Origin of the sequence: Acinetobacter corruptisaponis, from assembly GCF_030053775.1 — a bacterium.
In the GTDB taxonomy this organism is placed as follows: domain Bacteria; phylum Pseudomonadota; class Gammaproteobacteria; order Pseudomonadales; family Moraxellaceae; genus Acinetobacter; species Acinetobacter corruptisaponis.
In genome coordinates, this window is record NZ_CP125669.1 from 1,295,802 (window position 1) to 1,317,572 (window position 21,771).

Annotated in this window: 10 protein-coding genes and 2 pseudogenes; 4 read left to right on the forward strand and 8 right to left on the reverse strand. The window is 39.4% G+C overall.

Annotated features, from left to right (window positions below; all coding sequences use genetic code 11):
• Positions 1 to 782: 782 nt before the first annotated feature.
• The 4 genes and pseudogenes from QLH32_RS06330 to QLH32_RS06345 all read right to left on the reverse strand — a co-directional run.
• Positions 783 to 1,105: pseudogene (locus QLH32_RS06330) on the reverse strand (CAP domain-containing protein); the annotation flags it as partial.
• 185 nt (positions 1,106 to 1,290) lie between these two features.
• Positions 1,291 to 1,674 (reverse strand): hypothetical protein, encoded by a 384-nt coding sequence (locus QLH32_RS06335; RefSeq protein ID WP_283268712.1) that lies wholly within the window; start codon positions 1,672 to 1,674, stop codon positions 1,291 to 1,293.
• 74 nt (positions 1,675 to 1,748) lie between these two features.
• Positions 1,749 to 3,329 (reverse strand): CAP domain-containing protein, encoded by a 1,581-nt coding sequence (locus QLH32_RS06340; RefSeq protein ID WP_283268713.1) that lies wholly within the window; start codon positions 3,327 to 3,329, stop codon positions 1,749 to 1,751.
• A gap of 30 nt (positions 3,330 to 3,359) precedes the next feature.
• On the reverse strand, positions 3,360 to 3,968 hold the full coding sequence (locus QLH32_RS06345; protein ID WP_283268714.1) for a hypothetical protein: 609 nt from the start codon (positions 3,966 to 3,968) through the stop codon (positions 3,360 to 3,362).
• 1,343 nt (positions 3,969 to 5,311) lie between these two features.
• On the opposite strand from QLH32_RS06345, the gene QLH32_RS06350 reads away from it, so the two are divergent.
• Both QLH32_RS06350 and QLH32_RS06355 read left to right on the forward strand, forming a co-directional pair.
• On the forward strand, positions 5,312 to 5,656 hold the full coding sequence (locus tag QLH32_RS06350; RefSeq protein WP_283268716.1) for a hypothetical protein: 345 nt from the start codon (positions 5,312 to 5,314) through the stop codon (positions 5,654 to 5,656).
• Positions 5,643 to 6,486: pseudogene (locus QLH32_RS06355) on the forward strand (hypothetical protein). Before QLH32_RS06350 ends, QLH32_RS06355 begins: the two are co-directional and overlap by 14 nt.
• A gap of 152 nt (positions 6,487 to 6,638) precedes the next feature.
• Here the strand turns inward: QLH32_RS06355 and QLH32_RS06360 are convergent.
• Positions 6,639 to 7,586 (reverse strand): MobA/MobL family protein, encoded by a 948-nt coding sequence (locus QLH32_RS06360; protein ID WP_283268717.1) that lies wholly within the window; start codon positions 7,584 to 7,586, stop codon positions 6,639 to 6,641.
• A 595-nt stretch (positions 7,587 to 8,181) separates the two neighbouring features.
• On the opposite strand from QLH32_RS06360, the gene QLH32_RS06365 reads away from it, so the two are divergent.
• Both QLH32_RS06365 and QLH32_RS06370 read left to right on the forward strand, forming a co-directional pair.
• Positions 8,182 to 8,874, forward strand: coding sequence for a hypothetical protein (locus QLH32_RS06365; protein ID WP_283268719.1), 693 nt, complete (start codon positions 8,182 to 8,184; stop codon positions 8,872 to 8,874).
• 285 nt (positions 8,875 to 9,159) lie between these two features.
• Complete coding sequence (locus QLH32_RS06370; protein WP_283268721.1) at positions 9,160 to 9,375, forward strand: hypothetical protein; 216 nt, start codon at positions 9,160 to 9,162, stop codon at positions 9,373 to 9,375.
• A gap of 267 nt (positions 9,376 to 9,642) precedes the next feature.
• Here the strand turns inward: QLH32_RS06370 and groL are convergent, their stop codons facing one another.
• The 3 genes from groL to QLH32_RS06385 all read right to left on the reverse strand — a co-directional run bounded on the left by groL (position 9,643) and on the right by QLH32_RS06385 (position 21,707).
• On the reverse strand, positions 9,643 to 11,277 hold the full coding sequence (groL, locus tag QLH32_RS06375) for a chaperonin GroEL (RefSeq protein WP_283268722.1): 1,635 nt from the start codon (positions 11,275 to 11,277) through the stop codon (positions 9,643 to 9,645).
• 59 nt (positions 11,278 to 11,336) lie between these two features.
• Positions 11,337 to 11,627, reverse strand: coding sequence for a co-chaperone GroES (locus tag QLH32_RS06380; RefSeq protein WP_000065579.1), 291 nt, complete (start codon positions 11,625 to 11,627; stop codon positions 11,337 to 11,339).
• A 207-nt stretch (positions 11,628 to 11,834) separates the two neighbouring features.
• Positions 11,835 to 21,707 (reverse strand): Ig-like domain-containing protein, encoded by a 9,873-nt coding sequence (locus QLH32_RS06385; RefSeq protein ID WP_283268724.1) that lies wholly within the window; start codon positions 21,705 to 21,707, stop codon positions 11,835 to 11,837.
• Between the last annotated feature and the right edge of the window lie 64 nt (positions 21,708 to 21,771).

The following is a 21,771-nucleotide window of genomic DNA, read 5'->3' on the forward strand; positions in this document are numbered from 1 at the left end:
TAAAACAAGTTTATGGGTTGAATTGTAAAGACTGTTTTTATATTCAGCAATTTGTTTTTGATTTTTATATAAAATTTTAGATAGAATTATATTGTATTTTTCAAATAAAAATTTAATTTAAAATTTTTAAAAAATAGGTCTTTATTTAAATTTAAAAAACAAAGTAAACTATTATTTATTTTGTTTTTCTACACAATAAATTTTATTTATTAAATAAAATTAACAATATATTCAAAATAGAATATTTTTTAAAAGAAATAATTAGAATCACTTGCAAATCAAGAAAATGACATACCTTTATCTCCAATAAAAATCCCTATGTAAAAATTACAGGAATCAACTAACCTATTCTCTGAAAATTAGATTACTCATTCAATTCAAAATATGGATAGAGTTAGCTATTCTAAAAATATAACTTAGCTATTTATAGTAGATCGATTTACTAAATTAGTACCAATATCGTTCAATACTCCCAATCCAGGAATCAAAGAACAAGCGGTACGTGTATTCGCTAAATCTGAAAAACTATCCATTTACTTGGGCAGCATTATAATAAGTTGCACATACATACTTTTGTATGCTGAAAAGAAGCTTTCTAAGCGAATAAAAGTGTTGGTAAGATCATCATCTTTTCTAATTGGCTCAATATTCAATAACCTCTCCTCTTCGATCAACTTCATTATAAGCACCAAGCTCTTCCTCCAATTGCTAGTATCATCCAAAAATTGGAGGATATGAAATGAGACTACCTATTTCACTTTGGCATAAAATTCATTTGATTCTTATTGATCATTCACGTTAAACCTATACGAATATTCCTTTGGCTGACCACTTATCAATACATTGCTGAGTTTGACACCATATAGATCACGTTCAATTTTAAATTATCAAAGTTAAACTGAATATGGTTGGGAACACCAATATTTTCATAGCGGATATTGCTGATCTTCTGTTTAGCCCCATTGCTACGCTCAGCGACAACAACAGTGGCTTTGGCATAGTCCACATTATGATTGGCAAAGAAATTCTTTTGATCAGTTAATATTGAAATCGAGAGGATTAGACCTGTCATATAATATTTTGCGGGATAGTTGTGGTATGGATATCTTCTTCGGATACCATCATTAGGATAGATTTTTACAAGTCGTTGGTACTGAAATTTCAGCTTTTGCATATTGCCTCCTAGATTAAGTTATCTAGAAGGGATCCTCTGCATAGTAATTCATTTTTTAAAAACCCTGTGACCAGTTATCGTTTTAGCTTCATCTATTCAGCCTCTCCCAGCTTAAGCTATTTAAAATAATAGCCTAACGTATTGTCTTTTGAATCTCCCCACCCTGTCCATATTTCGGTTAACTTTACGTAATGCTGATTGAGGCTTTGGACTCTATATAAATAGCTTCGTGGTGGAGAAATATTTTTCGTTCGTACTTTCTCAATTAAAATAAAGGTCTTGTCATCTAGCCATCTCACTCTCAGTGCTAAAGGATCTTGGCATTGCCCCATTTCAGCATACATTGCTGCATCTTTACCATTTTTGGCAAAAGACAATCCTGCACATTCAATATCTGGAAGATCTAAGATTAGACGCTTTCCTACCAGACTTTCTTTCATACCTGCACAAGCCAGCGTTGAAAGACTTAAACATAATCCTGCGACTATTAATTTTTTCATTTAATTTGACTCTTGATTTTGTTAGTTAAAACACATTATCAATAAAGCCTCACTGTAAGATGTGCTGTGAGGATTTACCTATCATTCACGTTAAACCAATAGGAATATTCTTTAGGCTGACCATTCACCAGAACATTGCTGAGTTTGACATCGTAGATCACGTTCTTTTTTAAATCGTCGAAGTTAAACTGAATATGATTAGGAACTCCGATATTTTCATAACGAATATTGCTGATCTTTTGTTTAGCTCCACTACTTCGTTCTGTCACAACAACAGTGGCTTTGGCATAGTCCACATTACGATTGGCAAAAAAATTCTTCTGATCGGTTAAAACTGAAATCGAGAGAATTGAACCCGCCATATAATATTTGGCTGGATAGTTGTGGTAGGGATAGGCAACCACACCGAGTGGTGCAGTGGTTGGATTGTCGAAGGGATAAACTACTTTGTAGGACGTACCGATCACATAAGGGAATCGGCTATCCTTAAATGATGGCGCATTGACTGAACCATACGCCGATTTTTGTAAGAAAGGATTGAGCATCCAGAGTCGATGTCCTACATCTCCTGCAAACAGATTTAATTTGTCATGCACCATATTTGTAATGCTTTCAGCAGGTGAATAGTCATTCTTATTCTGTCTTACCCCCATTTCCAGACTACTGGTTCTTGCACCCACCGCACCAATATCTGAATAGCAGTTAGTGTTAACTTCAGGGTAATGGGTCAGGATATTGTTTGTAGCAAGAATCAGTGCCGTCTGCATCATCTCATCTTCACGGGCATAGTCGTATGTAATACTTGGCAGCCCATGCAAGGCACGAACCGTATTGAGCTCATTTAAAAACTCAGTTCTAAACTTTGCACTGAGCTTGCCTGCATAACAGTTATTGATATCAGGAGCATCGCTCATAGATGAGGCTTTAAATACATCAAAGCTGATGCTCTGACTCTCTGCTGCCAGTGTTTTAGCATCCCCCTCTTGGGTGAATTTAAGGGTACATACACCCGCACTAATCCCCTTTAGTTCACCATTAGAATAAGTACAGGTTACAGTAGAAAGACTGCTAATCGTGACAGGAAGTTTGGCACTGGATTCAGCCTCTAGTGAATAAATACTCTCCGTCAGGATGTATTTAATTTTTAGCGGGGTAATGGTTTGTTTGAGCTTATTCACACACACATTCTTTTCTAAATATTGTTCCGCCGCACAAGTCACATTGACGGTCATGCTGCTGTTCAATGGTAGAACTTTTTCCGTGCCCAGCTGTGTCAGTGCCAGAGTACATTGACCAACATTTAAAGCTTTGAGTTCACCGTCACTTACACTACAGATGTTGGGTGTGTTACTGCTAAACGTCACTGCCAGACCTTGATCTGTTTGCAGCGATAATGGATAGCTGTGACCTTGAATCAGGTTACTCAATGGGAATGCCTGAATATTCTGTACTGCCTTGTTTTTACATACCCCCTCTTCCAGATATTGGCTTTCAGCACAGGTCACGGGCTTGGGATTGCCATTATCTGGATTTCCCGTTCCACCTCCATTGGATGAACTCGAATCTCCACCCGAACCACCGCCACCACATCCGACCATTACGGTGCTGATTGCCATCATTAAAACAGATGGCATAAACGATCTTGAAATCATCATGATTAACTGCCTCAAATTTTTATATTGTTGTTATTGATAATGATCAGCGGATAATAATTGACGGATTTCACTGGCCATTTTTGGACTACGCCAAGGAAACAGCACTTTAAGGCTGTAATTTGGTTTAAATTGATCCCGTGTTCCTATATTGACTTGAAACTCTCGTTTCATCGGTGTCCGATGGGCTTGTTGGTTAACATGGGTTCCCATCATTGGGTTACTGATCACAGTGGTCGTAGTTCTAAAGCGATCTTCAACCAGATTGTAATGTCCAACAGAAGTAATGTAGTCAAAAGGATATTTCACGAGACGTTGATCAGGCTGATCAAACAGAATGATGGTTTTGTCCTGACTGTTAATCCAGACGCCACGATTTTGATAATTAAAGCTTTCACCCTGACGTTTCAGTTGCTCGGTCATCCCGTCAAAGTAGGTATTTCCGTATTCATAGAGGTAGTAGATGATCACAAACCAGAATAGGTCAAAGCCAAAGAAAAAGTAGCCAAACCATCCAAAGGAAAAGATTTTGGCGACAATGAGAAAGATCACAACTGGCAAGACCACACACTTTAAAAATAGTTTGGATTTCTGAGGACGGTTTTCGATTGGAATGATTTTAGGTTTAGTTAATTCAGTCATGGTTGTTTCCCGCATGTTCAATGCAATTCACAATCAGCAGCAGATATAAAAAAGTCTATTTTTTATAGGCGTGATTTAGCCATCCACCATTGGATTGTTCTTGTAAAATGTTTTTTAATACAGACGAATAATAATAGTTAGCCGTCTAGCCCCCGTTGCAAAGCACAACAAAGTTGAACAGGTGGCGAGGCACAAATCTGAAAAGATAGATACAGCATGAGAAGCTCCTTGTGTTAAAGAAGTTCTACCAATTACTGTCAAATAATGGTGGCAGAACGAGAGCGGGTTGACAGACTGGAACACAAGAATCCAGCACGTCCGAAGACGTCCCCCTCCCGTTCCACCGCAGAGGGGCACGAGGGGATAAACACTAAAGGACAAGTCCCTTAATGTTCTTGTGTTGGACGGTCTGTCAAAACCGACTGGCAATGTAGGCCAGCGAGCCCATATTAATTTTATCCAGCGCTTTAGTCAATTTTAGCAATACTAAATTCTGGACAATCAGTGAGGAGTAAACGAATTTAATCTAAATGGTTGATTTTTCCCATTAGGCCAAATTAAGCCACTCGATTGGCTTATTTTGATTTCATGGATGGGGCTAAAATGAACTTTTCTTCTTTAGTAAAATAAAACAATAAAATGAATCAATAAATCTCCCAACCATACCTTTAAATATTTGGACTGATGAAATGGGATTAGTCATATCAGCTAAGATTCAGATTGGACTTATCCTTTTATGATCTTATCCAATACAGCTATGGGTGTTATCCCGATTCAACCCATTCATATTAGAAAAGATTAGTGAAAGCCTTAAACATTGTTGAGGCACTGACAAATCGATCATGAATTCAGCTCATGATTAAGAGCAATCACTCTGAGTTTATGACCTAAACACATCTAAGACCTATTCAGATGAGCCCTAAAAGCAAGAAAAAGAACAAACATTGAACAATGACCATCGTCCATTAACACTTCTGATAACCAGTTTCCTAGCCGTCAGAAACCTAAAATATCTTCAGGTTAATCAATAAATTATTTAATGTTAAGATATGTAAAAAGATTGAATTGGATCGTTGACAGGTTAAGGTATACCCAGCTAAGCTAATTCTACACAGCAAAATCTGTGTTCAGGCGTAGGAAACCTGATATTATCTAGGTGCAAATAAATGTCGCACTTGCGGCTATTTTTTTGTCTACTGTTTAGCAGTCGTTATGGCAGTTTGACAGGACAACCGTAAGGTTGGCTGAGCCTAGATTCAGTATTTCCTACTCCTGTTAAGCTGCCACCATCATCGTAGGAAAATGATGGCGGTAAGTAATTAAACTTATCTAGGACTACTGCTATGAACGCAATTCTTCATGGTGCAAACACTTGCACACCTAAAAAACAAGCCTCTCAACTGATTGTTGAACTCGGTAAATCTATTTCAAACCCTCAGCGTCAGACACTCACCAATCTTTATATTGCTGTTGACACCGCAAATTCCTTGCTCAAAGAGCTTGAACAAGCACATCAAATCATTCGTGAATGTATGCGTGAGATGAATGATGAACAAATTCTTGAAGTCGCAAAACTTAATCAAAATAACAACCTCTCCTCTTTATGGGCATTCCGCACACATCAACGCCAAAAGATGATTGAACGTGCACAGCGTGTACTGCTTGGAGCTGGTTATGTCCAAAGCTAATAAGAACAATCTCCTGATTTCGGGAGACTATCCTTTAATTGCTTCGCCAACGCTTGCAAAAGCGTTTGGCGTAGCCGCCGCCAATTTTCTACAGAAATTGCATTACTGTTTAGAAAATAACGAAGGGAAAATTTTTAATGGAAAAAAGTATTGGTTTCACAGCTACGATCAATGGCAAAACACACTTGGTGTGTATAGCATATCAACGATTAAAAGAATTGTGGCAAAGTTAAAGCAAGCTGGAATTTTAGTCATTGAAAAATTGGCACAAAATAAATGGCTACAAACCAATTTCTATACGATTAACTATAAGAAATTAAAACAACTCATCACGATGAATAACGGACAAAATAATCTGCCTAACGAAGTAATTCCCTCTTCTGATTCAGTCGTAATCACACCACCTTTGGGAAACTCTGTTCAAGCCGTCCAATCATCCATGTTAATCAATTCAACAGGCATTTCAAAATATCAAGGTTAAATCAAATACAGTTGAACCCTCATTAAAAGTGGCAAAAGAATCCCATCTACGCCCCAACTTTGTAACGCCTGAATCTTATTCAGTAAAGGGATTAAGCCAACCACTCCACCCTCTTGCATTAAACGAAACGTTAAAAAATATGGATCTCAATTACCGCCGCTTTTATCAAGCACTCAGGCAGCAACGTGTAGATATTGATTGTGATGATCAACGCATTCAACAAATGTTGAAATATCAAAAGCGGATTCTTCAACATATTGTATATATCAAACAGAATTTTGCAGGACATGAGCGTTACCAATGGCACACGCTTGAACAATTGCAGATGGAAAATTATTTAAAGAAATAGGTCAAATTGAACGAAGACCAATTTCAAATGATCCATCTATTAAAGTGCCTAGACGGATCATTTGATTAAATCAAAGGTTAAACAAAGACTGATTAAATCCATTCAACAGGCTCATCAGAGATAACCGACCTTGGTTTTTTAATCTATGTATATTAAAAGTCATAATCTAAATTTTTCGATTGATCACGATGATGTGTATTCGCATTTTCCAGTTCACGTTTTTTAGCCAATGTTAACTCATACTCTTTTTTATAGAGTTCACACAGGTTATTTTGACGAATTTCCCGAATCTCATTTCTAGATTCAGTTACCTTGTCTTGATCTTCAGGATCGGTGCTATACAGTAAGTGCCTAGGAATTTGAGGAACATCCTTTAATTTAGTTCCATATTTTTTATTATAATCTTCATTTGATAAACATGACACTGCACTGCTCACTTCTAATTTAAGACCATGAATTTCTACAATCTTAGTTGGCGCATATTTTTCTAAAAATTCATTTATTATTTTTTCAGTTTTTGTTCGGTAGTGAAATAATATATTACGACTAAATCCTAGTACATCCGCAGTAATTTTTAATGCACCACCTTTAGCTGGATTTTTTTGACGATATTGCTTAAAGAACTGCTCTGGGGAACGTTGAATATTATCCAGCATACTTTTTTCAGAAAATAATAAATGTAAATGTGGTTGTTCTGACTGTCCATCTAGCGCAGCTACATGATTATGAATTGCAATTGTACATGGCATTTTATATTGACCACAAAATTCATGCATTAATATTTCAGATAATTCTATACGGCGATTTTTATCCAATTCTTTTGGTAAAGCAATTGTAATGTGGGATGATGTTCGTCTAGTCACACTTGTATATTGGTCTGCCGCATACCAGAATTTTTCAGGATGACTCTCAACCCATTCTGGCATATTATATGAAGCACAATATTCAAGCTCCTCAACCTCACTCTTATGCTTAGAAAAATATAAAGTACGAGTAATATAATGATAAGCACTTTTTGATAGACGATACTTTGAGTGACCGTCACTCAATTTTATTTGACTATTACCTTTAACGTTGTGACTTAAATGAAAATAATACATTTTTACTTCCGATATTAATTTAATTGGAATATCGGATCCTACAAAATTTTAAAAATTCATGATTCGTTTCGTGAAGAAAAATAAAAAAAACTTAAATTTCGATCAAAAAACACACAGTCAATAAAACTGCATGAGTAACAAAACCTAAAAATAAGAGTAACAGACGATAAAAAAACAAAAATATCAATCTTTACCAATAAAAACAAACACATAAGATATTTATAAAAAACATGTAACAGTTCAACTAAATAAGAGTAACACCTACTAAAAATATGAGTAACGCCGATAGCACATAAGAGTAACACCCTATAATCATTAATAATCATAGACTTAAAAATTAACAGGGCTGCGCAGCACGAGGAGAAGTGTCTTTTTAAATGGGAGCGAAGCGAAATTTAAAAAGACACGGATACGAGATATAAAAAATCTTTTTTGCATTCGCAAAAAAGATTTTTTATCTGTCCCACTATTAACAGCCATAAATTAACAGCTCAAATTAACAGAAGAGTAGTATTTTTTGAAAAACTCAACATATGGCGATTTTTTTTAAGACTCTGTGATATACCAACATTTTCTTAATTAAATATGGTTTAAAATGGCTAGAGTGAAATTAACAGTGAATGAAATAACTTTAAGAGTCGAAAAACACTTAAAACAGATAGCTAAACGTACTCATTCAGATGAGTTAATACTACAATTAATTCAATCGAAAACTGTAAATCAATTTACAGAAGAAGACACAAGAAAATTAAAAAATAAATATCACAAAATTTTGGAATTAAACAGATTAGCAGAATTAATGGACTCCATCTGCACAATCGCAAAGGGTGATCGTTCTGATATTGAAAATGATATCGTTTTTTTTAGTGGATATGAAGATCCTTCTTCTCAGACTGATGAAAGATTAAAAATAGCATTAAAAATGCTAAGAAACTACAATCGAAGAGTTCCTGATTCAATAAAACAAAAAGCACATGATGAAATCAAAAATTCATTTCATAGTTCTTACAGACAAGAAAAACAAAAGATAAAAGATCGAAAGCAAGAGAATCATGAGAAATTTTTTCTTGGAAGTGCGCTTATATCATTTTTTAAATCACAAAATATTGAAATGAATTATCTTGATATTACACTTAAAATGATAGAGCTGTATCAAATTAAAAACTATTTTAGAAAAGAGTTATTTTTAAAATCAGAAACTAAAGAATTTAAATTTTCAGAGCAAGGTAGAAACTTTAACGACAAGAAAAACGCGATTTTATCTGATCCTAAAAATCCTTTTAAATAGAAATATAGATTAAAAGATAAAGCAGTATACGTTTATCTCATTTATTTTAAATGAGATAAGCAGTCAACGTTGTTATTACCTAAAACTAACAAAAGATTATTTACTGACATAATAAAAAAATAAGTCTTTTTTTTGATTTTTTAAACATATCTCATCTTTTTTTATTTTCTGCATATATCTCATATTTTTTTAGTTTTTTCCATATATCTCATCTTTTTTTTTAATATTCTGATAGCCTTTATTTTAAGAGGTTTTCTCTTAAAACTTTATTGAAGGAGATATTTAATGGCTGTATCTATAGACCTAACTAATACCGAACGTCGAGTATCTACTGCCGAATTCGCTTTGCGCATGAATATTTCAGAAAAGGAGCTATATGATCGAATTAAAAATGGTCGCGTGACAAGACCAATCAAAGATGGACGTAAAAATTACTGGCTTAATAGCTATGTCCTTTCCTGTATTATTCATGAGGAAAACTCCATTCTTACGTCAGAATGAAATAGCTGTTGTTCTAAGTCAAAAACGCCTGATTTTTCTCAGGCGTATTTTTTCAATATTTTCATTCATCCAATAGTTAAATTCTTATCTAATATGATGACTTTAGTTTTTAAGAGATCTAGTAGATCTATAAAATTAAAAAGGTCACAAATAAAATTTGTGACCTTTTTTGTAACAAACTCGAATGTGAGTAACATTATGAGTAAGCTTAACAAATATTGTTTAAATATTATTAAATTACAATAATTTAAACTATATATGAGCGGTTTACATCATTCCGCCCATACTACCCATTCCGCCCATATCTGGAACAGCTGGTTTATCTTCTGGGATATCAGTAATCATTGCTTCAGTCGTCAACATCAAGCCAGCAACAGAAGCTGCATGTTCAAGTGCTGAACGGGTTACTTTAGCAGGGTCAAGAATACCCATTTCCAGCATATCGCCATATTCGCCAGTTGCAGCGTTATAACCGAAGTTACCCTCACCCGCTTTAACAGCGTTGATTACAACAGATGGCTCATCACCCGCATTGGCAACGATCTGACGAAGTGGCGCTTCAATCGCACGGCGTAAAATGTTGATACCTGCTGTTTGGTCTTCATTCGCGCCTTTTAGGCCATCTAATGCATTAACCGCACGTACCAGCGCAACACCACCACCAGCAACCACACCTTCCTCAACTGCGGCACGCGTTGCATGAAGTGCATCGTCTACACGGTCTTTCTTCTCTTTCATTTCAACTTCAGTTGCAGCACCAATTTTGATGACTGCCACACCGCCAGCTAATTTAGCAACGCGTTCCTGAAGTTTTTCTTTGTCGTATTCAGAAGTTGACTCTTCGATTTGCGCACGGATCTGTTGAACACGTTCAGCGATTTGCTCTGCATTGCCAGCACCATCAACAATCACAGTGTTTTCTTTAGATACAGTGATTTTGTGTGCAGTACCTAAATCTTGAAGAGAAGCTTGCTCTAAAGACATACCCACTTCTTCAGAAATCACGGTTGCGCCAGTCAAGATCGCGATGTCTTGAAGCATTGCTTTACGACGGTCACCAAAACCAGGTGCTTTAACCGCACATACTTTGATAATACCGCGCATGTTGTTTACAACTAAAGTTGCAAGCGCTTCACCTTCAACATCTTCTGCAATGATGAGAAGTGGTTTACCTGTTTTAGCAACCGCTTCCAATACCGTGATCAATTCACGAATGTTGCTAATTTTTTTATCAACAAGAAGAATGAACGGGTTTTCCAGTTCAGCAGTTAAGGTGTCTTGCTTGTTCGCGAAGTATGGAGAGATATAACCACGATCGAACTGCATACCTTCCACAACGTCTAAAGCGTCTTCGAAGCCAGAACCTTCTTCTACAGTGATCACACCTTCTTTACCCACTTTTTCCATTGCTTGCGCAATCAATTTACCGACAGTGGTGTCAGAGTTTGCAGAGATCGAACCCACTTGTTCAATTGCCTTGAAATCATCAGCAGGTTTAGCATTGGTACGGATATTTTCAACCACAGTTCTCACTGCGATGTCGATACCACGTTTCAAGTCCATTGGGTTCATACCAGCAGTTACTGACTTGATCCCTTCATTTAAAATCGCTTGAGCAAGTACAGTTGCAGTTGTTGTACCGTCACCTGCAATGTCATTGGTTTTAGAGGAAACTTCACGAACAAGTTGAGCACCCATGTTTTCAAACTTGTCTTTTAATGAAATTTCTTTCGCAACAGTAACACCATCTTTAGTAATGTGCGGTGCGCCAAAAGAACGGTCAATGACAACGTTACGGCCTTTAGGACCTAAAGTTACTTTTACCGCATCTGCAAGAACGTTTACGCCTGCAATCATTTTTGAGCGAGCTGAATCACCAAATTTTACGTCTTTAGCTGACATATTAAACTCCGAATCTTTTTAAATACTTAATCTGATAATAAATGTGAGTTATGTGTCGATTAGCCTTCAAGCACAGCCAAGATATCTGACTCTTTCATAATCAAGAGTTCTTCACCGTTTACTTTTACAGTTGTTCCCGCATAAGTACCAAACAATACTTTGTCTCCAACTTTAACATCCAAAGCACGCACACCATTGTCAGTGATCTGACCATTGCCCACTGCAATCACTTCACCCTGAGATGGTTTTTCAGCAGCAGAACCTGGAAGTAAAATACCGCCAGCAGTTTTGGTTTCTTCTTCTACACGACGAATCACAACACGATCATGTAATGGACGAATGTTGCTCATAATTAACTCCATCAGACTTAGTCTTTTTTGATAAATTGTTATGACAAGACAAAAGCGCCATAACAAAATTTGATATGCCACTTTTGTGGGGTTAAAAAAAATGGCTTCAAGGGGTAAAAAGAATTTTTTTTATAAAAAAGATGTCTCAGGTTAAAAAAAACACAAAAAAGAGACCATTGCTGATCTCTTTTCTATCTTGCACGATTTCTAGATAATAAGTTGCTGATTTGCCAACAACTCATCCAGAGTGGTATGGATCTGGTTTAAGGTTACAAGTTGAACCTGTGGATAGCCATTTGCACCGCCATCACGGTCAATACTGATCACGGTATTGTCCCCATCCTGACTCACATTGATAAAGCCAGACAAGGACTCGGCTGAACCATCACCCGCATAATCGGTTAATAACTCACTCAGATCAATTTTATCTGCCTGTGAATCTTCCTGCACATTGCCAACATGGAAATCCTGCCAGCTATCGACCAATCCATCACTATAGTTCAAGAGGTTATAGATGACCGTATCCGAACCTGCGCCGCCAAAGAAAGTATCGTGCCCACCACGTCCATCCAGAATGTTATCTCCTGTATTACCTGTGATGACATTATCCAGCCCATTGCCTGTAGCACTTAAATTCGCACTACCAACCAGTTCTAAATCCTCAATATAACGCCCACTTTCCAAATAAGACTCAGCACTGGTTGGATCATTAACTGAATCATAGTGGTCTACCAGGCTATAACTGACAGAGCTAATAATCTTGTCATGGCCACCAAAGTCTACATCTCGATAGCCCTGATCAACCAGTTGGTTTTCCCAATAACCGCCTTCAACCCATACATCTTCATAATGACTGGTGTCTACCCATACATCCTCATAATAGCCATCTACCCATTGCTGCTCATAATGACCATCTACCCATTGGTATTCATAATAACCATCACCAAACCACTCTTCTTCAACAAATGGACCATCAAGTGCATATCCCTCCTGCCATTGACCAGCACTATAGTCATAATAAGTACTGAAATAAGAATCATACGAACCGTCATCGGTATAGTAACGCACACCATATTGATCACTATAATAATCACGATAACGCCATTCACCACTGTCTACCCAGACATAGTCATAATAGCCCTCTACCCAGACATCCTCATAATGGCCCTCTACCCATTGCTGCTCGTAATGCCCCTCTTCAACCCACTGTTGTTCATAATAACCAGCACCTACCCAAACTTCTTCATAAGTTTCATAGTATTCAACAATATATTCCTGAACAAAATCATAAGTATGATCAAACTGATAGATGTTATCGGTATTATCTCCCCTCAACTGGTCTACGGTAATATGCGGAATTTCCGTCTGGTTCACCGTCACAGTCGGACTATGGTTTCCTGCACGATCCACCACAGTCACATCAAATGAAGTGGCGTTGTCATACATATAGATTTCAAAAGTTCCCTCATTCACTGCTGTTGCACTATTGGTATAAGGTTCCTGATCGGCAAAATAATAGGTCACTTCGACTGTGGCATTGGTTTCGGCGTGGCCCGTCAGATAACCCCACTCATTTATTGCAAGTTGCGTTGCCGCATCTGGTGCTGTCGTATCATTCGTCGCAACAATAGTATTATCTGGACTTTCATTTTGGTTGCCATCAACCACTTTTACAGTCAAGGTTTCACCATGCCAGTATGGATACCATAAATAGGTCGTGAACGTTCCATTAGCATCTACTGTGGTCTGCCCAACCTGATTATTATCGGCATCAAAAATCTTAATGGTTAAATAAGCTTCCGCCTGTCCTGAAAGTAGTTGTCCATTTTCCAATACGAGTTCTGTTGCCGCTTCAGGCACAACATTATCTATTGGTGCAGTAATTTCGGTATAGGCACTTTGGTATCCATTTTCCTCCACAACAACACGTAGGACTTCACCATTTGCCTGAGGTGGATATAACTGAATATTAAAGTGTCCAAACTCATCCACTGTACCACTAGCAATCGCATTGCTTTGTGTATTCACAATACGGACGTAGCCATTTGGTACTGCATCGCCCTCAATAAAGAAGCCATTTTCAGACACCACTACATTTTCGGCTGGATTCGGTGCATTGCTATCCGCATTAAAACTAATGCTGAATGGGTTGCTCACGTTTTTTGCTAAGTCCGTGGCTGTAATAAAGAGCTGTTCACCACGCAAGATTTGTGGATAGACACTGAAATTGAAATAACCTGTCTCATCGGCCTGATATTCGCCTCGAAGATCACCATCCGCATCCACAATCTTAATGGTTGATTTAGGTTCTGTTTGTCCAGCAACAGAATAGCCATCCTCACTGATCACGACATTTTCAACAACAGGAAGAATATTGTCCAAAGGTGCAACGATTTCAGTAATTGGGCTATATTGGTTTGTTGATAAATCAACAACACGGACTTGTAATGTCTGCCCCTGTAGATAATAGTCATTTAGCTGAATACTGAATGTGCCATCCTCATTAACCAGTGTATTCCACCAACCACTATCGACACGCTCACCAGCCGCATTGGTCACCACAATATAGAAACCAGCCGTTGCCATACCTATCAGAACATGCCCTTCGGCATCAAGCACCAAGTCAATCGCCGCCGCTGGTGTATCCACCAATGCAGGCAAAACCTTGTAGACAGGGTCACTGCGATTTCCAGCGGCATCTTTCACCACAATACTTAACTCTTGTGACTGGTATTGGCTCAGGTTAATCCATTGACCAAAGGAACCATTATAATTCACATAGGTTGATGTGATAACTGCACCATATTTGTCAATAATTTCAACCATTGCATTCGGCTCAGCTTCCCCAGAAATCCATCCTTCAGGTGTAACCGTGACATTTTCAGCGGCTAGAGGCGCAATGTCATCATTTAATGCAATAGCGGTTACTGGATTACTTTCATTTTCCGCACGGTCAACCACAATAAAGGTGAGCTCCTGACCATCCAGGAATACCTGATTGAAAGAACCATAAACATTACCGTCACTATCAGTGTACCCCTGTCCGACCTCATTGCCCTGATACAACACCTTAATAGTGCTATTTGCTTCAGCAATTGCGGTGAAATTCCAGCCGTTTTCATTGAAAATAATATGACTGACATCCAGTGGATCGGGTTTAACCTCATCAATTGGGGCATCAATTGTTGCCACTTCACTGATATTACCAGCACGGTCAGTGACAGTAACCTTTAAGGTTTCACCATGTAGATAGTAGTCATTTAAGTTGATTCTAAATGTGCCATCCACCTGCACAGTGATATTTGCGAACCATGCGGTTACTGAGTTTCCATTTGTATCAGTCACTTGAATGGTTGCGTATGGCTCCGCTTTGCCAAGCAGAATAGAGCCAGAACCACCCTCAATCAGTTCAAGGTCAGTCGCAACCGCTGGAGCATCACGGTCAGTCAGGGCATTTTGATTAACTGTGTCACTTTCATTCTGTGCACGGTCAACAACGATAAATGAAAGTTCCTGCCCATCCAGAAATACCTCATAGAAATAACCAGATACCTTGCCCTCACTATCTGTGTAACCACTGCCAACTTCATTCCCCTGATAGAACACTTTAACCGTGCTATTGGCTTCGGCTGTTGCAGTGAAGTTACGCCCATCCTCATTAAACTCAATATTCTGGATTGGTTCAGGATTAGTATTATCCAACGGTGCAACAATCGTGGCTTTTTCGCTGACCAAACCAGCACGGTCAGTGACAGTGACAGTTAAGGTTTGCCCTTTTAGATAGTACTGGTTGAAATAAATCTCAAATGTGCCATCAGCCTTGACATTGTTGTTCCATTGATAGACAAGGTTATCATCCTGATCATAAACCTGAATGGTGGCATTCGGTTCGGCTGTACCTGTTAAGACTGAACCACCATTCTCTTCGATCAAGACAAGATTTGTTGCTGGATCAGGTATAGAGTCATCATTTATCGCATTCAATGGCACTTCAGCACTTTGGTTTCCAGCACGGTCAAATACGATAAATGTGAGTAACTGACCGTCCAGATAAACATGATCGAACCAGCCTGAAACGTTTCCCTCACTATCCGCATATCCAGTACCGACCTGGTTGTTGTCTATATCGTAAACCTTAACCGTACTATTGGCCTCGGCTTGGGCTGTAAAGTTCAGACCATTTTCATCAAAAACAACCTCATCAATCGGTTCAGGATTCGTATTGTCCGTTGGCGCGACAATCGTTGCGCTTTCACTGACATTATCAGCAGCATCTGTCACTGTTACCGTTAAGGTTTGTCCTTTTAAATAATACTGGTTCAAATAAATGGTAAATGTGCCATCAGCATTAACATTGTTGTTCCATTGATGGACGAGGTTATTATCCTGATCATAAATTTTAATGATGGCATCAGGTTCCGCTTTACCTGTTAAAACCGAACCACTGCCACCCTCACTAAGTTCAAGCTCTGTCGCAGCTTCAGGTCGGGTCACATCACCCAATGCAACGACATTCGCTTCATCACTCTCGTTCCCTGCACGATCACGCAATACAACCGTGAATTCTTCATTATCAACATAGGATTGGTTGAGTTGCAGACTAAATTCACCATTAGCATAGCTTTCAGTAGTTCCAACCAATAACCCATTTTGATCAAATACATTTACCTTTAAACCAGCAGCTTCGGTCAAGCCTGTTAAAGTCCAGCCATCTTCACTGATGAATAAATCGGTTGCGATTTGAGGCTTCAAGGTATCCACCACAACCGTTTCAATGGCTGTCTCTACGATATTGCCCGCAACATCGGTTTCAATCGCCTTAAACTGATACGTTCCATCTGCCAGATTTGTCTGTTGTGCTGTGGTGGTTGTCCATGTCAATCCACCATCTGTAGAAACCTCATAATGATCAGTAATCGCAGCTTCCTCTCCAATTACGATTGGATGTAAGGATTGCAAATCAAAGCTGTTGTCTTGAGTAATTCGATCAATTGCTGACGCACCAGTGTCATTCAAATTGCTAAATGTTAAGGTTCCTGCAACAGGTGGTGTATTATCCACAACAACAATTGCAGACAGGGTCTCTGCACTATTACCTGCCTTGTCAGTTACAATCGCCTTAAATTGATAACGGCCATCAACCAAATTGCTTTGTGCAATACCAGTATTAACCCACACACCATTATCTTTAGAGACCTGATAAACGACCGTTGTTCCTGTCTCTTGTCCCGTTAAACTTAGGTCAAAGGCTTGGTCTTTGGTGATGTAATCTGTAGCCGAAATACCTGTATCATTGAAATTTGCGAAAGCCAATGTTCCAGTTACGGGTGCAGTATTATCTACAGTGATTATTGGAGATAAGGCTTCTGCACTGTTCCCTGCGACATCGGTCACAACGGCCTTAAACTGATACACTCCATCTGCCAAATTACTTTGTGCTGTATCAGTATCAACCCAAGTCTGTCCACCATCCACCGATACTTGATAGACAACAGTGGTACCCTGCTCTTGCCCAGTTAAACTTAAATCAAAAGCTTTATCCTGTGTAATTCGGTCTGTGGATGAAATACCTGTATCGGTCAAATTGTTAAATGACAGTGTGCCTGCTGCTGGTGGCGTATTGTCCACAGTTACAATTTGAGAAAAGGTTTCCGCACTATTTCCAGCAACATCAGTCACAATCGCCTTAAACTGGTAAATGCCATCTGCCAGATTGGTTTGGCTTGCAGTCGTTGTTGTCCATGCGCCGTCATCCTTGGACACCTGATAGACAACTGTCGTTCCTGCTTCCTGTCCTGTTAGACTTAAATCAAAAGCCTTATCCTGTGTAATCAGGTCAGTAGATGAAATACCTGTATCAGTTAAACTGCTAAATGACAGTACGCCTGCTGCTGGTGGGGTATTGTCCACAGTCAATTTGGCTGATAGTGTTTCCGCACTGTTCCCTGCCACATCGGTCACAATTGCCTTAAACTGATAGACACCATCTGCCAGATTGGTCTGGTTTGCAGTAGTATTGGCCCATGCACCATTATCTTTAGATACTTGATAAACAACAGTGGTTCCAGCTTCACGCCCAGTTAAACTTAAGTCAAATGTTTTGTCCTGCGTAATCAAGTCTGTGGTTGAAATACCTGTATCTGTCAAATTACTAAATGACAATGTGCCTGCTACTGGTGGAGTGTTGTCAACAGTTACAGTTGGAGACAGCGTTTCTGCACTGTTCCCCGCAACATCGGTCACAATCCCCTTAAACTGGTAAATTCCATCTGCCAGATTGGTTTGGTTTGTGGTCGTTGTTGTCCATGCGCCATTATCCTTGGAAACCTGATAAACAACAGTCGTTCCCGCCTCCTGACCTGTCAGGCTGAGGTCAAAGGTCTTGTCCTGGGTAATGCGGTCAGTAGATGATGAACCTGTATCACTTAAATTCGTGATTGATAAAGCTCCTGCAACTGGTGCTGTATTATCAACCGTAACTTTACTAGATAACACCTCTGCACTGTTACCCGCCTTGTCAGTCACAACCGCCTTAAACTGATAGACACCATCTGACAGATTCATCTGGTTTGCAGTGGTATTGGTCAATGCACCATTATCTTTAGACACTTGATAAACAACAGTGGTTCCAGCTTCATGCCCAGTTAAACTTAAATCAAATGTTTTGTCCTGTGTAATCAGGTCACTAGATGACGAGCCTGTATCAGTTAAACTGGTAAATGACAGGGTTCCCGCTATCGGTGCTGTATTATCAACGGTAACTTTTGCAGATAGTACCTCTGCACTGTTCCCTGCCTTGTCAGTCACAATCGCCTTAAACTGGTAAACACCATCAGTCAGGTTGGTTTGGCTTGGTGTCGTTGTTGTCCACGCACCATTATCTTTAGACACTTGATAAACAACTGTGGTTCCTACTTCCTGACCTGTCAGGCTCAGATCAAAAGCCTTGTCCTGTGTAATTAAATCCGTAGAGGACAAACCTGTATCTGTCAAATTAGTGAACAACAGGCTGCCAGCGACTATCGTGTTGTCTACTGTTATTTTTGAAGATAATGCTTCTGAGCTATTACCTGCCTTATCCGTTACAATGGCTTTAAACTGGTAAATTCCATCTGTCAGGTTGGTTTGGCTTGCTGTCGTTGTTGTCCAGGCACCATTATCCTTGGATACTTGATAAATGACTGTTGTTCCAGCCTCTTGTCCTGTTAAGGTGAGATCAAAAGCCTTATCCTGTGTAATTTGGTCAGTAGCTGATGAGCCTGTATCCGTTAGATTGGTAAATGAAAGCATGCCTGTAACTGGTACAGTATTATCAACGGTTAATTTGGTAGATAATACCTCTGCACTGTTACCCGCCTTGTCAGTCACGATTGCCTTAAACTGGTAGACTCCATCAACTAGGCCACTTTGTTCTACACTGGTATCTGTCCAGACACCTCCATCTTTAGAAACCTGATAAATAACAGTGGCTCCCGTCTCTTGCCCTGTTAGTGCCAAATTAAAGACTTTATCTTTTGTAATACCATCCGTATCAGAAACACCTGTATCGTCTAAATTAGCAAAAGATAATATTCCTGTAGCTGGCGGAGTATTATCTACTGTGATTTTTGTTGATAAGGTTTCTGCGCTGTTTCCCGCCTTGTCAGTCACAATTGCCTTAAACTGATAGACTCCATCTGACAAGTTCATCTGGTTTGCAGTGGTATTGGTCCAAACCCCACCATCTTTAGACACCTGATATTGAATTGTGGCCCCTGCTTCCTGCCCTGTCAGGCTTAAATCGAAAGCCTTATCCTGTGTAATTTGGTCAGTAGGTGATGAGCCTGTATCGTTTAAATTCGTAAATGACAGGGTTCCCGCTATCGGTGCTGTATTATCAACGGTAACTTTTGCAGATAGCACCTCTGCACTGTTTCCTGCCTTATCGGTCACGATCGCCTTAAACTGATAAATTCCATCTGTCAGGTTGGTCTGGTTTGCTGTCGTTGTTGTCCACGCACCATTATCTTTAGAGACTTGATAAACGACTGTTGTTCCAGCCTCTTGTCCTGTTAAGGTGAGATCAAAGGTTTTGTCCTGTGTAATGCGGTCAGTAGATGATGAACCTGTATCGGTTAAGTTAGCAAATGAAAGAACACCTGCAACTGGTACTGTATTATCAACCGTAACTTTGCTAGATAATACCTCTGCACTGTTTCCCGCCTTATCAGTCACAATCGCCTTAAATTGATAGATGCCATCTGTCAAATTACTTTGTTTGGCGGTTGTATTGCTCCATACTCCACTATCTTTTGAAACTTGATAGATGACAGTCGTTCCAGTTTCCTGCCCAGTTAAGCTGAGATCAAAAGCTTTGTCCTGCGTAATATGATCAGTTGCCAAAGCACCACTATCAACAAAATTAATAAATGATAAATTGCCAGCTACTATCGTGTTGTCTACTGTTATTTTTGAAGATAATACCTCTGAACTGTTACCCGCCCTGTCAGTCACAATCGCCTTAAACTGGTAGATACCATCTGCCAGATTATTTTGATTTACAGTAGTATTAGTCCAGACCCCACCATCTTTAGAAACCTGATACATAATCGTTGTATTTGCTTCCTGACCTGTCAGGCTAAGATCAAAATTCTTGTCCTGGGTAATGCGGTCTGTAGATGATGAACCAGTGTCTGTTAAGTTGGTTAGGGTTAAAGTACCTGCCGCTGGTACAGTATTGTCCACTGTTACTTTCGGTGACAGAGTCTCAGCACTGTTACCCGCCTTGTCAGTTACAATCGCCTTAAACTGATAGACACCATCTGACAGATTCGTCTGGTTTGCAGTTGTATTGGTCCAAGCTCCTCCATCTTTGGAAAGCTGATATTTAACTGTACTACCTGTCTCTTGCCCCATCAAATTCAGGTCAAAGGCTTTATCCTGCGTAATTCGATCTGTAGATGAAGTACCCGTATCTATTAAATTGGTAAAACCCAAGGTGCCTGCAACTGGAGCTGTGGTATCAGGTGCAGTTATACTTGCCACTGTACTTTCGTTGCCTGCTGAATCCTTGACAGTCACATTAACCTGTTCACCGTTACTCAATGCATTTGGCAAGGTCACACTAAACTTGCCATCAACATCTACCATTGCCTTAGCCAGCTCTTTACCTGCCGCATCTTTCACAATCACGGTACTGCCAGCTTCAGCCTGCCCAGTAATGGTTTTGCCATCATTATCAGTAAAAGTACTCTCTGGCTTCGTTGGTGCGGTTGTATCAGGCGCAGTGATACTCGCCACTGTACTTTCGTTGCCTGCTGGATCCTTGACAGTCACATTGACTTTTTCACCGTTACTCAATGCATTTGGCAAAGTCACACTAAACTTGCCATCAGCACCTACCGTTGCCTTGGCCAGCTCTTTACCTGCCACATCCTTTACAATCACGGTACTGCCAGCTTCAGCCTGCCCGGTAATGGTTTTGCCATCTTTATTATCAGTAAAACCACCCTGAGGCTGAGTTGGTGCTGTGGTGTCTGGAGGATTATCCTTTTTATCACTTCCTCCACTGACAGCGGCACCAATGGCTCCAGCACCAGCAAGTCCACCTGCAACCAAAGCCCAAGTGGGTACTGTAGTCGCGGCGATAGTACCTGCCGTGGCCGCACTTGCTGCAGCACCTGTAGCTTCAGGTACAATTGCAGCTGGTATCTCAGGGTTTAGGCCAGCGGCAGGAACAATCGAACTATCAGGAACCACAGCCTCAGGTGGCACACCATCCAGTACCAGATAATCATCTATAGGTTGCTCTGTAACCTCATCCTCAACAAGTGTTGCCCATAAGCTTTGCCCATCCTGTAAGGGAAGTTGTAGAAGCTCCTGAACAAAGAACCCCTCTAAAACAACTTGCGTACCATCTATTAAATGTACAACCGCGTTATTTCCCACCCGCACAATTGAAGAGACTTGTTCTGGATGAATCTCAAACTTTGCCATTAAGCGTTGATCTAAAGGGATTGCTGTTGATTGCCCAGTTGCTATGACCTCAGATTTAGCTGTTGTTTTATGAATACTTTTATCCACCAAATATATACGTGTCATTTTGTCACCTTTCAGCATGCAGAAATCGCAAAAGTACTTATACTTATTACTTTGTGCGTATGTA

Bases quoted from the DNA above. Each gene is read 5' to 3' on its own strand.
- QLH32_RS06335 (WP_283268712.1), bottom strand. From the start codon at position 1,674: ATGAAAAAATTAATAGTCGCAGGATTATGTTTAAGTCTTTCAACGCTG.
- QLH32_RS06340 (WP_283268713.1), bottom strand. From the start codon at position 3,329: ATGATGATTTCAAGATCGTTTATGCCATCTGTTTTAATGATGGCAATC.
- QLH32_RS06345 (WP_283268714.1), bottom strand. From the start codon at position 3,968: ATGACTGAATTAACTAAACCTAAAATCATTCCAATCGAAAACCGTCCT.
- QLH32_RS06350 (WP_283268716.1), top strand. From the start codon at position 5,312: ATGAACGCAATTCTTCATGGTGCAAACACTTGCACACCTAAAAAACAA.
- QLH32_RS06360 (WP_283268717.1), bottom strand. From the start codon at position 7,586: ATGTATTATTTTCATTTAAGTCACAACGTTAAAGGTAATAGTCAAATA.
- QLH32_RS06365 (WP_283268719.1), top strand. From the start codon at position 8,182: ATGGCTAGAGTGAAATTAACAGTGAATGAAATAACTTTAAGAGTCGAA.
- QLH32_RS06370 (WP_283268721.1), top strand. From the start codon at position 9,160: ATGGCTGTATCTATAGACCTAACTAATACCGAACGTCGAGTATCTACT.
- groL (WP_283268722.1), bottom strand. From the start codon at position 11,277: ATGTCAGCTAAAGACGTAAAATTTGGTGATTCAGCTCGCTCAAAAATG.
- QLH32_RS06380 (WP_000065579.1), bottom strand. From the start codon at position 11,627: ATGAGCAACATTCGTCCATTACATGATCGTGTTGTGATTCGTCGTGTA.
- QLH32_RS06385 (WP_283268724.1), bottom strand. From the start codon at position 21,707: ATGACACGTATATATTTGGTGGATAAAAGTATTCATAAAACAACAGCT.